This is a genomic window from Erwinia mallotivora (assembly GCF_000590885.1).
Lineage (GTDB): Bacteria > Pseudomonadota > Gammaproteobacteria > Enterobacterales > Enterobacteriaceae > Erwinia > Erwinia mallotivora.
Map to the genome: position 1 here is coordinate 383801 of NZ_JFHN01000053.1, position 12947 is coordinate 396747.

General features: G+C 54.5%; 11 protein-coding genes and 1 other RNA gene. 3 read left to right on the forward strand and 9 right to left on the reverse strand.

The genetic code is table 11. From position 1 onward, the window contains the following. Window positions 1-31: 31 nt before the first annotated feature. The 8 genes from BG55_RS14165 to BG55_RS14205 form a co-directional block, all read right to left on the reverse strand. Window positions 32-775, reverse strand: coding sequence for an SDR family oxidoreductase (locus tag BG55_RS14165; protein ID WP_034938650.1), 744 nt, complete (start codon window positions 773-775; stop codon window positions 32-34). A gap of 65 nt (window positions 776-840) precedes the next feature. Next, the gene (gene gcvP, locus BG55_RS14170; protein WP_034938651.1) at window positions 841-3714 is read right to left on the reverse strand and encodes an aminomethyl-transferring glycine dehydrogenase; all 2874 of its coding nucleotides are present in this window, start codon (window positions 3712-3714) and stop codon (window positions 841-843) included. 23 nt (window positions 3715-3737) lie between these two features. Further along, the gene (gcvH, locus tag BG55_RS14175; RefSeq protein WP_034938652.1) at window positions 3738-4124 is read right to left on the reverse strand and encodes a glycine cleavage system protein GcvH; all 387 of its coding nucleotides are present in this window, start codon (window positions 4122-4124) and stop codon (window positions 3738-3740) included. Window positions 4125-4195: 71 nt separating this feature from the next. Next, entirely contained in the window at window positions 4196-5290 is a 1095-nt protein-coding gene (gcvT, locus tag BG55_RS14180; RefSeq protein ID WP_034938653.1) for a glycine cleavage system aminomethyltransferase GcvT, read from the reverse strand. A 631-nt stretch (window positions 5291-5921) separates the two neighbouring features. Beyond that, window positions 5922-7124, reverse strand: coding sequence for an FAD-dependent 2-octaprenylphenol hydroxylase (gene ubiI / locus BG55_RS14190; RefSeq protein ID WP_034938657.1), 1203 nt, complete (start codon window positions 7122-7124; stop codon window positions 5922-5924). A gap of 13 nt (window positions 7125-7137) precedes the next feature. Beyond that, on the reverse strand, window positions 7138-8316 hold the full coding sequence (gene ubiH / locus BG55_RS14195; RefSeq protein WP_034938659.1) for a 2-octaprenyl-6-methoxyphenyl hydroxylase: 1179 nt from the start codon (window positions 8314-8316) through the stop codon (window positions 7138-7140). After that, entirely contained in the window at window positions 8313-9629 is a 1317-nt protein-coding gene (gene pepP, locus BG55_RS14200) for a Xaa-Pro aminopeptidase (RefSeq protein WP_034938661.1), read from the reverse strand. The genes ubiH and pepP overlap by 4 nt, the downstream gene beginning before the upstream one ends. A 42-nt stretch (window positions 9630-9671) precedes the next feature. Further along, the gene (locus BG55_RS14205) at window positions 9672-10250 is read right to left on the reverse strand and encodes a YecA/YgfB family protein (protein WP_034938764.1); all 579 of its coding nucleotides are present in this window, start codon (window positions 10248-10250) and stop codon (window positions 9672-9674) included. Between the two features lie 170 nt (window positions 10251-10420). Here BG55_RS14205 and zapA point away from each other — a divergent pair, with 170 nt between their 5' ends. From zapA to BG55_RS14215, 3 genes are all read left to right on the forward strand, one after another. After that, a complete protein-coding gene (gene zapA / locus BG55_RS14210) occupies window positions 10421-10750 on the forward strand; it encodes a cell division protein ZapA (RefSeq protein WP_034938662.1) in 330 nt (109 codons plus the stop codon). A 40-nt stretch (window positions 10751-10790) separates the two neighbouring features. Then, a non-coding RNA gene (gene ssrS, locus BG55_RS21935) (6S RNA) lies at window positions 10791-10974 on the forward strand. Between the two features lie 110 nt (window positions 10975-11084). Next, on the forward strand, window positions 11085-11672 hold the full coding sequence (locus BG55_RS14215) for a 5-formyltetrahydrofolate cyclo-ligase (RefSeq protein WP_034938664.1): 588 nt from the start codon (window positions 11085-11087) through the stop codon (window positions 11670-11672). Between the two features lie 39 nt (window positions 11673-11711). On the opposite strand, the gene BG55_RS14220 is transcribed toward BG55_RS14215, so the two are convergent. After that, window positions 11712-12928, reverse strand: a protein-coding gene (locus tag BG55_RS14220) for an IS3 family transposase (RefSeq protein WP_152542550.1) whose coding sequence is annotated in 2 segments (ribosomal slippage) — window positions 11712-12581 and window positions 12584-12928 — 1215 coding nt in all. Because the reading frame shifts where the segments join, the coding sequence is not laid out codon by codon here. Between the last annotated feature and the right edge of the window lie 19 nt (window positions 12929-12947).

Genomic DNA, 12947 nt, shown 5'->3' on the forward strand with positions numbered 1-12947 from the left:
CGCAGTGGCTAAGTTAGCGGTGTTTGTCAGGCTAACGCCCACCGGCCGCATCTGTAAACGTACCGGTAACATACGAGGCGTCGTCACTGATCAGCCAGCCAATCACCCGGGCAATTTCTTCTGGCTGTCCTCCCCGCCGCATTGGAATGGTCGATGCCACACGATCCACCCTTCCAGGTTCCCCTCCGTCTGCATGCATTTCGGTATAGATAAAACCCGGCCGCACGCAGTTAACCCGAATCCCCTGCGCGGCCACTTCAAGCGCTAAGCCTGTGGTCAGGGTATCGACTGCCCCTTTTGACGCCGCATAGTCAACGTACTCCCCCGGTGCACCGCTACGGGCAGCGGCAGAGGAGACATTAACAATCGCCCCGCCCGTTCCACCGTGGTGCCATCCCATTCGTTTAACCGCCTCACGGCAGCAAATGAAAGTGCCGGTTACATTGGTGGCGAATACAGCGGCGATCCGTTCAGCAGAGAGATGTTCAACCGTGGTCTGCTGAAACAGGATGCCAGCATTATTGACCAGTGCGGTCAGCACCCCCGGATAGCTGTCTATCCGACGAAACATCGCCATCACCTGTTCTTCATCGGCAATGTCGGCCTGAACACTGAAAGCCCGCCCACCCTGCTGATGGATCTGCGTCACAACCTCTTCCGCCGCCGCATGATCGCGATGATAATTTACCGCCGTGACGTACCCCTGTCGGGCCAGCAATAAACTGGTTGCCCGACCAATCCCCCGACTGCCGCCTGTTACCAGTGCAATTTTCATCTGTCACTCCCGAAAAAAAAGGGCACGCCATGTGCCCCTCTTATGTGCAGTCAACATCCGCCGGACTATTCGTATTCGCTCATCGGGACGCAGGAACAGAACAGATTACGGTCACCGTAAACATCATCAAGACGTTTCACCGCAGGCCAGTATTTATTTTCGCTTCCTGCCGGGAAGACCGCCAGCTCCCGGCTGTAGGGATGCGACCAGTCGCTGACGATTTCCATTTGCGTATGGGGAGCATTGACCAGTGGGTTATCGTCCGCTGGCCATTCGCCTGCTGCTATCCGATCGATTTCCATTCGGATAGCCAGCATCGCATCGATAAAGCGATCCAGCTCGATTTTGCTCTCTGATTCAGTCGGCTCAACCATCAGCGTACCCGCCACCGGGAAGGACATGGTTGGCGCGTGGAAACCATAATCTATCAGCCGCTTGGCGATATCCATTTCGCTGATGCCGGTCTGCTCTTTCAGCGGGCGAATATCCAGAATGCACTCATGCGCCACGCGACCATCACGACCGGTGTAAAGAATGGGGTAAGCAGACTGTAAACGCGTGGCGATATAGTTGGCATTCAGGATCGCCACCGAACTGGCCTGTTTCAGACCTTCCGCCCCCATCATGCGGATGTACATCCAGCTGATGGGTAAAATGGAAGCACTACCAAAAGGTGCGGCGGAAACCGCGCCCTGTTGCGTCAGCACCCCATCAATCTGCACCACGCTGTGACCCGGCACAAAGGGTGCCAGGTGCGCTTTCACGCCGATTGGCCCCATACCGGGACCGCCGCCGCCATGCGGGATACAGAAGGTTTTATGCAGGTTAAGGTGGGATACATCCGCGCCGATGTAACCCGGCGTGGTAATTCCCACCTGGGCATTCATATTTGCGCCATCCAGATAAACCTGACCGCCAAACTGATGAACGATCTGGCAAACCTCGCGGATGGTTTCTTCATACACGCCGTGGGTGGACGGGTAGGTCACCATAATGCAGGAGAGCGCTTCACCACTCTGCTCCGCCTTGATGCGCAGGTCATGCAGGTCGATATTTCCCTGTCGGTCACAGGCGACCACCACCACTGACATCCCTGCCATCTGGGCGGATGCCGGATTGGTGCCATGCGCAGAGCTGGGGATCAGGCAGATATGACGTCCGCCTTCATTGCGGCTTTCATGATAGCGGCGGATTGCCAGCAGGCCAGCGTATTCACCCTGTGCGCCTGAGTTTGGCTGCATGCAGAGCGCATCATAGCCGGTCAGTTGGACCAGCCACTGCGACAGCTGACCAATCATTTGCAGATAGCCACCGGCCTGTTCTGCCGGACAGAATGGATGCAGTTCTGAAAACTCCGGCCAGGTGATGGGGATCATTTCCGCAGCGGCATTCAGTTTCATGGTGCAGGATCCCAGCGGGATCATCGCCTGGTTGAGTGCCAGATCTTTGCGCTCCAGGCTGTGCATGTAGCGCATCATTTCCGTTTCGCTGTGATGACGATTGAATACCGGGTGCGTCAGAATGGCATCCTGTCGCAGCAGGTTTGCCGGGATCGACTGGCTGCCGGCGGCAACCGCAGCATCAAGTTGTTCAATATCCAGACCGTGGTTTTCTCCCAACAGAACTGAGAACAGCGCAGCCACATCTTCACGCAGGGTGGTTTCATCCAGCGTGATGCCAACAGCCTGATGAATATCGGTGCGCAGATTGATACCGAAACTCAGTGCGCGGTCCAGTACGGCGGCTTTGTCGCTTACTTCGACGGTCAGGGTATCAAACCAGCTCTGATGACGCAGCGTCAGACCGGCTTTCAGCAGGCCGGCAGCCAGAATATCGGTCAGACGATGAATACGTGACGCAATACGCTTCAGCCCCTGCGGACCGTGGAATACGGCATACAGGCTGGCAATGTTGGCCAGCAGCACCTGAGAGGTACAGATATTTGAATTCGCTTTCTCGCGGCGAATATGTTGCTCACGCGTCTGCATTGCCATCCGCAGGGCAGTGTTGCCTGCCGCATCGCGGGAAACACCAATAATACGCCCGGGCATTGAGCGTTTATGCTCGTCGCGTGCAGCGAAGAATGCCGCGTGTGGCCCGCCGTATCCCATTGGGACGCCAAAACGCTGAGCGGAGCCGAAAACAATATCCGCGCCCTGTCTGGCTGGAGCCTGCAACAGCACCAGCGACATCAAATCGGCCGCGACCGCCACAACCACTTTTCGTGCTTTCAGTTCGGCAATCAGGCTGGTGTAATCCTGTACTTCTCCGGTGGTGCCGACCTGCTGCAACAGCACGCCAAACACCTCCTGGTGATCGAGGACTTTTTCTGCCTTGTCCACCAGCAGCTCAAAACCAAAAGTTTCAGCACGGGTGCGCACCACGTCAAGCGTCTGGGGGTGAACGTCATCCGCGACAAAAAAACGTCCGGCATTTTTCAGCTTACTGACGCGCTTCGCCATTACCATCGCTTCTGCCGCTGCGGTCGCTTCATCCAGCAGTGACGCTGACGCGATGTCCAGCCCGGTGAGATCCAGCGTCAGTTGTTGAAAATTGAGCAGAGCTTCCAGACGTCCCTGCGACACTTCAGGTTGATAGGGGGTATAGGCCGTGTACCAGCCCGGATTTTCCAGCATATTGCGCAGAATAACCGGCGGTGTCAGTACCGGCGTATACCCCATGCCGATGTAGGATTTGTAGCGCTGGTTCTGACTGGCTATCGCCTTTAACTCTGCAAGCGCCTGATGTTCAGTCAGGGCGTCACCAATCGCCGGTGGGCCTGGCAGTTGAATATCCGCCGGCACAATCGAGGCGATTAGCCCGGAAAGAGAATGGGCACCGATAGCATTTAACATCGCCTCCTGCTGCTGCGAAGAGGGGCCGATATGGCGCTCAGTAAACGCACCGGTGTGTTCTAACTGGCTGAGAGTCTGGGTCATTGCTAACAAATCCTGATTACGGGTTATTCGTCAATGCTGGCTTTATAGGCATCCGCATCCAGCAGTGAATCCAGTTCGGATTCATCGCTGGCTTTAATACGGAACAGCCAGCCGTCTTCATAAGGCGCGCTGTTGACCCGTTCCGGTTCTCCGTCCAGCGCGTCATTTACCGCCACCACTTCACCGCTAATCGGGGCGTAAATATCTGACGCAGCTTTCACTGATTCTGCCACTGCGCAGTCATCGCCCTGGCTCCAACTGCTGCCCACGTCGGGCAGGTCGACGAACACCATGTCGCCCAACAGTTCCTGTGCGTGTTCCGTGATCCCCACGGTGTAGGTTCCGTCTGCTTCTTTACGCACCCATTCGTGGCTGTCACGATATTTCAATTCACCTGGCACATTGCTCATCGCCCACTCTCCTGAACGTTATTATTTAAAGGCATACGCTCTGACAGCGCATCGCCTGGCTTGCAAGTCTGTTATACGACCGGTTTACCGGCACGCACGAAAATGGGTTTGGTTACGCGAACCGGCATTTCACGGTTGCGGATCTGTACAATGGCCGTTTCGCCAATACCCGCCGGAACGCGAGCCAGCGCAATGCTGTACCCCAGGGTTGGCGAGAAGGAACCGCTGGTAATGACGCCTTGCTGAAGATTGCCCTGCGCATCGGTGAAGCGCACCGGCAGTTCATTCCGCAGTACGCCTTTTTCAGTCATCATCAGACCGACCAGTTGTTCAGTGCCTTTTTCGCGCTGCGCGGTAAGCGCTTCACGGCCGATAAAGTCGCGCTCCTGTGGCTGCCATGCCACCGTCCAGCCCATATTGGCAGCCAGCGGAGAAACCCCTTCGTCCATCTCCTGACCGTACAAATTCATCCCGGCTTCAAGGCGCAACGTGTCGCGCGCGCCGAGCCCGGCAGGTTTCACGCCTGCCGCCACCAGCTTTTGCCAGAATTCAGCCGCCTGTTGGTTTGGCAGGGCAATTTCATAACCCGCTTCACCGGTGTATCCCGTGGTAGCAATAAACAGGTCGCCGGTCTCTACACCAAAGAAAGGTTTCATTCCGGCTACGGCCTGACATTGTGTCTCGTCAAACAGGCTTTGTGCTTTAGCCTGGGCATTCGGCCCCTGCACGGCAATCAGCGACAGATCGTCCCGCTCGTGAATCTGAACGCCATAAGGTTCAGCATGTTCACCAATCCACGCCAGATCCTTCTCACGGGTAGCTGAGTTGACCACCAGGCGAAAAAATTCTTCGTTGATAAAGTAAACAATCAGATCGTCAATGACGCCAGCGGAAGCATTGAGCATGGCGGTGTAGAGGGCCTTACCCGGTTGGGTCAGTTTGGCAACATCGTTGGCAAGAAGGTAACGCAGAAAGTCGCGGGTACGCGGCCCATGCAAATCGACGATGGTCATGTGCGAGACGTCAAACATCCCGGCATCAGTGCGTACCGCGTGGTGTTCATCGATCTGTGAGCCATAGTGCAGTGGCATCATCCAGCCATGAAAGTCCACCATACGTGCGCCTGCAACCTGATGTTGTTCAAACAAGGGAGTCTGCTGAGTCATATCGATTCCTGTTCTGATTATTGACGCCTGCACGGCTGGCGCGGCGCAAACGTTACCCTGGGACTGAAGTTACCATCGAATACGGTGATTAACCATAAGTTAAACAGGGTCGAATCATTATGGTGCAACAGAGGGGAAAGATAATTCATCGGAGTTTTTAACTTAAAATACAAATAATCACATTTTTAAATTCTGATTTAATAGCCTTATTGCAGTTTAAAAGTAGTGAAAAGGCATCTCACAGATAAAATGACAGCGCGATAAAACCATCCAGGCATGAGAAAATATAATGCGAACAGGGTGGTGAAATTAGAATTTTTCAAATGATGTACCAAAACAGGGCATCACGTTATTCAGACCTTCAACAGGCAGATGCTGATGATGTTGTCAGATAAGAATAACGGCGAGATGGGGGGAGATTATACCGTCCGGATAATGCGGTTATCGCCTCCTGGCAGGCAAACCGGCGGGCAGCAGAGGAAGGTAGTTGACGTTGACGGTAAGAGGGTGATCGCCGGTCAGGCCGTTAGCCCATGTCATCGCTGGAGAAAAGGAATGAACGGAACAGTGAAATATTTTCCGTTCATTTCCGCTGGTTACAGGATGGGCATTAATGCTGGAGCAATGAAGATTAATGCAGCCATTCCGGCAGGTCGTTAAGCCCCATCGCCTGCTTCAGCAAACGAGGTTTCACCCCCGGAAGCTTGTCGGCCAGGCTGAGTCCAACGTCACGAAGCAGTTTCTTTGCCGGATGGTTGCCATCAAACAGCTCGCGGAAGCCCTGCATTCCAGCCAGCATCATCGCCGCGCTGTATTTGCGGCGACGCTCATACCGACGCAGATAAAGGTGCTGACCAATGTCTTTGCCCTGCTGATGCAGACGTTTCAGTTCACCAACCAGTTCTGCTGCATCCATAAAACCAAGATTCACTCCCTGCCCTGCCAGTGGGTGAATGGTATGTGCGGCATCACCCACCAGCGCCAGACGATGAGTGGCGAAACTGCGGGCAAAGCGTGCCATCAGGGGAAAGGTTTCCCGCTCACTTTCCAGCGTACACAAACCGAGACGCAGATCGGAAAGCACCGACAGTTGCTGGTTGAATACCTCTGCCGGCATTGACTGAAGCCGCGTGGCTTCCTGAGGCGGCAGTGACCAGACGATGGAACAGAGATGCGGGTCGCTGAGCGGCAGAAAAGCCAGAATGCCCTCACCGTGGAAAACCTGACGTGCAACCGCACCGTGTGGCTGTCTGGTGCGTATATTTGCCACCAACGCATGGTGTTCATAGTCATGAAATGTCAGCGGAATATCCGCCTTATTGCGCAGCCATGAGTTAGCACCGTCAGCGGCCACCAGAAGCCTGGCTCCAATCATGGTGCCGTCATTCAGCGTCACAAAGGCTTCGTTATCGCCAAAAGCCACCTGTTGCAGTTGTGCGCCCGGGATCAGAGTGATATCACGCTGCTCACTGGCTTTCGTCCATAATGCCTGCTGAATGACCGTATTTTCGATAATGTGTCCAAGGTGAGGCAGGCCCTGCTGTTGATCATCAAATGTAATGTGACCAAAGCTGTCCCGATCCCAAACCTCCATAGCGTGGTACGCGCTGGCCCGGCAGGCGACAATCTGATTCCAGACGTCCATATGCTGTAAAAAACGCTCACTCGCCGCATTGATCGCTGACACCCGTAATGTCGGTACATCACTGGCCGTCAGCACCGGGGGAGTTTCACGCTCCAGAACGGCCACTTTCATGCCGCTGCCCTGCAAACCGCAGGCAACGGCCAGACCGACCATACCACCACCCGCCACGATCACATCATACGTTTGCATCTCTGCTCTCTCCTCAACGCTTTACCCAGCCTAACGTGCGCCGGGCAAGCAAATTGCGCACCAGCGGCAGGGAATCCATCGCCATCAGGCCCAGATTGCGCCCCGCAACCAACGGCGTGTAGTTATTGGCAAACAGTCTGACCAGGCTGTCTGTAATGCCAATGGTTGTTGCCGCATCTGTCCGACGCCGCTGCTGATAATGCTGAAGGGTGGCATAGCTGCCAGTATCCTGCCCGTGACGAAATGCACCAGCCACCGTTTCTGCCAGCGACATGACATCGCGCAGACCCAGATTAAATCCCTGTCCGGCGATGGGATGCAGCGTTTGTGCCGCATTACCTACCAGCGCCAGACGATGAGAAACATGCTGTGTCGCTCTCTGAAGCTGTAAGGGGTAGCTGTGGCGCTGTCCCACCTGGGTGATGCGCCCCAGTCGCCAGCCAAAGGCTTGTTGTAATTCATCACGAAATTGTTGCTCACTCCAGCCATCAACCTGCGGCTGAGATGAGAGCGAATGGCACCAGACCAGCGAACTTCGCCCACCTGACATCGGTAACAGCGCCAGAGGGCCATATCGGGTGAAACGCTCATAAGCCCGCCCACGGTGAGGCTGTGCCGTGGAAACATTGGCGATTACCGCGATCTGCTGATAATCCTCAGCCTGCCACTGAATCCCACAGGAGGCAGCCACCGGAGAGCGCGAGCCATCTGCGGCGACCAGCAGTTGCGCATTAATCACATCCCCATTGTCCAGGGTGACGCTGACCTCCTGCTGACTGCGCACCACGGCAGTTACTTTAGCCGGACAGCACAAGCGAACACCCGGTGCTTTTTTCAGCATCGCAAACAGATGCTGCCCAACATCATGTAACTCCACCACCTGCCCCAACGCAGCAATGCCATAGTCCTGCGCCGCGATGGAAACAAAGCTGGCATGACCACGATCACTGACATGCACATCAGTGATTGGCGTCGCGCACCTTTGCAGGACCGGCCAGAGATTAATCGCCGCCAGTTGCTGACAGGTCCCGTCGGCCAGCGCTATTGCCCGTCCATCGAAGCCTGGATGCGTTCGGCTTGCCGGAGCAGTTGCCTCCACCAGCGTGACCGCCACTTTACCCTGGGTAAGATGAGAAATGGCCAGCGCCAACGTGGCACCGGCCATTCCTCCGCCTGCAATCACTATGCTCATGGTGCCTTTGCTGCCGCCATCAGTGCTTCAATCTCATCCGCATCTTTGACCACGCTGTCAGTCAGGTTCTCATTGCCCTCAGCAGTGATGACAATGTCATCCTCCACGCGAACACCGATTCCACGATACTCAGCAGGAACATCCGCATCTGGGGCAATATAAAGACCCGGCTCCACCGTAATCACCATGCCCGGTTCGAGAATCCGGTCGCGGTCATTGCCGTAAAATCCAACGTCATGCACATCCAGTCCAAGCCAGTGACTGAGCCCATGCATATAAAATTCGCGGTGCGCCTGTTCGGCAATTAACGTTTCCACATCACCTTTCATCACGCCAAGTTCCACCAGCCCGGTGACCATGATGCGCACCACCTGCTCGTTCACTTCACGGATGCTGGTTCCCGGACGAAACAGTTCCAGCGCTTTGTTCAAAGATGACAGCACAATGTCGTAGATCGCCCGCTGTGGCGCAGAAAACTGACCATTTACCGGGAAGGTCCGGGTGATATCCCCGGCATAGCCCTGAAGCTCACACCCGGCATCAATCAGCACCAGGTCGCCGTCGCGCAGCTGACTCTCATTCTCGGTGTAGTGGAGAATACAGGCGTTTTCACCCGATCCCACAATGGTATTGTAAGAAGGAAATCTGGCCCCATGACGATTGAATTCGTGATGAATTTCCCCTTCAAGTTGGTACTCATACATTCCTGGTCTGCACTGCTGCATTGCACGGGTATGAGCCAGGGCGCTGATACGTCCGGCTTCACGCAAAATCCTCAGCTCTTCCGGCGATTTAAACAGACGCATTTCATGAACCCATGGTCGCCAGTCGGTCAGCGTGGCGGGAGCGATAAGATTTTGCCGGGATCCTCGCCGCAATTTTTCCAGGGCCGCGAACAGCAAATCATCGGCCTGCGTGTAAAGACCCTGCGCGTGATAAACCACGTCAAGGCCGTTCAGTAACTGAGGCAGCTGCTCGCTGATATCGTCAAAGGGCAGCGCCCGGTCGACGGAAAGTTTCTCCGGTGCGGCGTCCTGCCCAAGCCGGCGGCCAAACCATATCTCTGCATTCAAATCACGCACCCGATTAAACAACACGCTGTGATTGTGATTTTCACTGCTTTTAATCAGTACCAGTACCGCTTCGGGTTCGTTAAAACCGGTGAAGTACCAGAAGTCACTGTTCTGACGATAGGGATATTCACTGTCGTTGCTGCGGGTCACTTCTGGGGCGGCAAAAATAATCGCGGCGCTGGCCGGGACCATTTTTGCCAACAGCGCCTGGCGACGTTGTACGAACTCTTGCTGTGTCATCAACTTCTCCTGAATGCAGTCCATATAATGGCTAAGACCAGCTTAATGCAGGGTATTTTTTTTCACTTCCGGCTTCGGCGCGCTGGTGCGGCTGAAGGTTTCGTGGCACAACAGAGCCGCTACCCGAACATATTCAATCACCTCTTCCAGTGACTGTTCCAGTTCATCCTGGTCTTCATCTTCATCATAACCCAGCTGGGCGATGGTACGCAGATCGTCAATCGCCTCCCCGGTTTCACCCTTTACCTGAGCCAGCTTAGGCTGTGATACGCCCAGCCCCAGCAGAAAATGGTTTACCCAGCCAGCCAGGGCATCCGCACGGTCAAACACGGTAATATCTTCATCTTCAGGCAGATAGAGCTGAAACATAAAACCATCATCTTCCAGCGTATCACTCACCGTCTGATGCAAATGTTGTAGCGGCTGCATCAGTGACTGCGAGAAGGCCATGCCTTCATTAGTCAAATCATGAACCAGCGTCTGCCAGCTGCTGTCGCTGTTGCCGCCGCAGATGAGTCCGCTAATCAGACCGTGCATTTCAGCAGGCGTCATTGCCACACCCTGCTGCGTAAGTGCTGAAGCCAGCGCATCGTAGCCTGGCATTGTGTTTGTTAGTGACATACGTTTTGGTCGTCGTTGGCTGATGAAGTTCATGTTATGCTACCACCAGGTGCCTCAAGGATTCCAGAAAGGGGTTGTTTCTTCCCAGCGTGGTAGTTATAGTCCTCACCCTCCCAACCTGTTGAGTGGCAAGGGAGATTGACGGCGAAATAATCAGTCAGGATGGTTTCATGTCTGCTCAGCCCGTAGATATTCAAATTTTTGGTCGTTCTTTAAGAGTGAATTGCCCGCCTGAACAGCAAGATGCGCTGAACATGGCTGCCGACGACCTCAATCAGCGGTTGCAAGATTTAAAAGTTCGCACTAGAGTCACAAATACCGAGCAGCTGGTGTTTATTGCTGCATTAAATATTTGTCATGAGCTGGCGCAGGAAAAAAGTAAAACCCGCGATTACGCCAGCAACATGGAACAACGTATCCGGATGCTGCAACAGACCATTGAACAGGCATTGCTTGAGCAGGGTCGCATTACAGAACGTACCGGTACGCAATTCGAATAACACGTCAGCGTTTACTGTGTTACAGTGGCGGTGATACAAAATTTCTCTGAGATGTTTGCAAGCGGGCCAGTCCCCTGAGCCGATATTTCATACCAACAGAGTGTGGCGCTCGGTGACCTGTGTGCATGCCCGGCCTGTCCGGGAAGCCTGATGGTTGCGACGACATACTCACCTTGAACCAAGGGTTCAAGTGTTACAGCCTGCGGCGGCATCTCGGAGATTCCCTTCCTGGTTACAATGGCCCATGCCTGACCAGTTCTGCTCAACGGTGAGCAGATATAACTTCATCCAACGGCAGTAAATCCTTAAAACATCCTCTGATACGGTAACGCTGATGACTCTCGTTTTATCCGATCGCCAGAATATCCGTAATCACATTCGCCAGTTGCGGCGTGGGTTAAGCTCAGTTCAGCAACAGCAGGCCGCCCAGCAGGTCGCTGAGAGAGCGACAGATTTCGCGGCCGTTCGCCAGGCGAGGAAAATCGCGCTGTTTCTCTCTTTTGATGGCGAGCTTAATACTCACCCCCTGATTGAGCGATTATGGCAACGCCAGCAGGAAGTTTACCTGCCTGTTCTTCATCCTTTCTCCGCCGGTCAGTTGCTGTTTATTCGTTACCAATCCACTACACCCCTGATACGTAACCGTCTGAATATTCCTGAGCCAGTGCTGGACATTCGTAACCTGGTCACACTGAATGAGCTGGATGTGGTGATGGTGCCTTTGGTGGCATTTGATACCCATGGACAGCGCCTGGGCATGGGCGGCGGCTTTTACGACCGAACCCTACAGAACTGGCAACAGCATGGCTTTCTGCCTGTCGGGCTGGCCCATGATTGTCAGCAGGTGGAGCAACTACCGGTAGCAGAGTGGGATGTGCCTTTACCGGTGATGATTACCCCTTCAAAAATCTGGCACTGGTAAAAGATGACTAGTCCTGGCATAGGTTGACACTTTACGCCCTCAAAACGCCTGATGTACTGCATCTGGCGTTTTATATTTCAGCGACAGATGCGGTCGCTGGCTATTGTAGATTCTTACCGACTCCGCCACCATTATTTCTGCCTGAACGATGTCTGCCGGGCGCGTTATCAGCAGCTCGTTTTTCAGTATTCCGTTGACCCTCTCCGCAATGGCGTTCTGATAACAGTCATACCCATCCGTCATTGAGCAGATTAGCCCGTGTCTTTCATGCACCGACTGGTACATCGCTGAGCAGTACTGTATGCCGCGATCGGAGTGATGGATCAGCGGTGTCCTGCCATGCCGGTTTTTCAGTGCCATCTGTAGCGCCTTCACCACGTGCTCTGTATGAAGACTTTCATGCACATGGTAACCCACTATTTTCCGTGAGAATGCGTCGGTTACCAGGCTCACGTAAGCCGTGCCGGTTCTGACCGGAAGCCAGGTAATGTCCGCCACCCAAACCTGCTCCGGGCCGGAGATGACGGTCCGCCCCGGCCCGTCTTTCAGCAGGTTTGGATGCTTATAAAAGCGATGATGGCTGTGGGTTGTTTTATGATAAGCCCTGGCCGGACGTACCCGCAGCCCGGCCTCCCGGAGTACGGTAAACAGGCTGTCCCGCCCGATATGCAGTTCAGGTGCATCCCGACAGTTAAGGATATGGTGCAGCTTGCGCGTGCCCAGGCGCGGTTGCTGCATCCTGAGGTTTTTCACTTCCTCAGTAATGCGGCAGGCCTGCTCTGACTTACGTTGCACGCGCTGACACCCCTGATACCAGGCCTGACGGCTTATTTTTAAAAACCGGCAGACCCTGACGATGGTCAGTCCGGGTGTTTTTGCCTGCGCGATAACGAAGCTAACTGCTTTTTTGTCAGCGTGGCACCGAACTCAGTGTTCATGACCTTCACGACGGCCTCAAAGAACTGCGCCTTCACTTCGGATTCAGCCAGCTGCTGCTCAAGCTCTTTGATTCGTTGTTCAGGCGTAAGGGGAAGGGATTTTTTCATGAGTCCTCCACGTGCGCTGCGCTGCTTTGAAGAGTGCCAGTCCAGCTGGCCATATTTACGCAGCCACTTCAGAACGGTGGAGCACCCCTGGATACCGTAGCGCTCCTGAGCCTGACGATAAGTCATCTCACCTTTTTCAACCTGCTCAACGACGGCCAGTTTAAAGGACAGAGAGTAGTCGCGTTGTGTACGTTTAACATATTGCTTCATCACATTCTCCTCAGAATCG

Bases quoted from the DNA above. Each gene is read 5' to 3' on its own strand.
- gcvP (WP_034938651.1), bottom strand. From the start codon at position 3,714: ATGACCCAGACTCTCAGCCAGTTAGAACACACCGGTGCGTTTACTGAG.
- BG55_RS14215 (WP_034938664.1), top strand. From the start codon at position 11,085: ATGACTCTCGTTTTATCCGATCGCCAGAATATCCGTAATCACATTCGC.
- BG55_RS14205 (WP_034938764.1), bottom strand. From the start codon at position 10,250: ATGTCACTAACAAACACAATGCCAGGCTACGATGCGCTGGCTTCAGCA.
- pepP (WP_034938661.1), bottom strand. From the start codon at position 9,629: ATGACACAGCAAGAGTTCGTACAACGTCGCCAGGCGCTGTTGGCAAAA.
- zapA (WP_034938662.1), top strand. From the start codon at position 10,421: ATGTCTGCTCAGCCCGTAGATATTCAAATTTTTGGTCGTTCTTTAAGA.
- gcvH (WP_034938652.1), bottom strand. From the start codon at position 4,124: ATGAGCAATGTGCCAGGTGAATTGAAATATCGTGACAGCCACGAATGG.
- ubiI (WP_034938657.1), bottom strand. From the start codon at position 7,124: ATGCAAACGTATGATGTGATCGTGGCGGGTGGTGGTATGGTCGGTCTG.
- BG55_RS14165 (WP_034938650.1), bottom strand. From the start codon at position 775: ATGAAAATTGCACTGGTAACAGGCGGCAGTCGGGGGATTGGTCGGGCA.
- ubiH (WP_034938659.1), bottom strand. From the start codon at position 8,316: ATGAGCATAGTGATTGCAGGCGGAGGAATGGCCGGTGCCACGTTGGCG.
- gcvT (WP_034938653.1), bottom strand. From the start codon at position 5,290: ATGACTCAGCAGACTCCCTTGTTTGAACAACATCAGGTTGCAGGCGCA.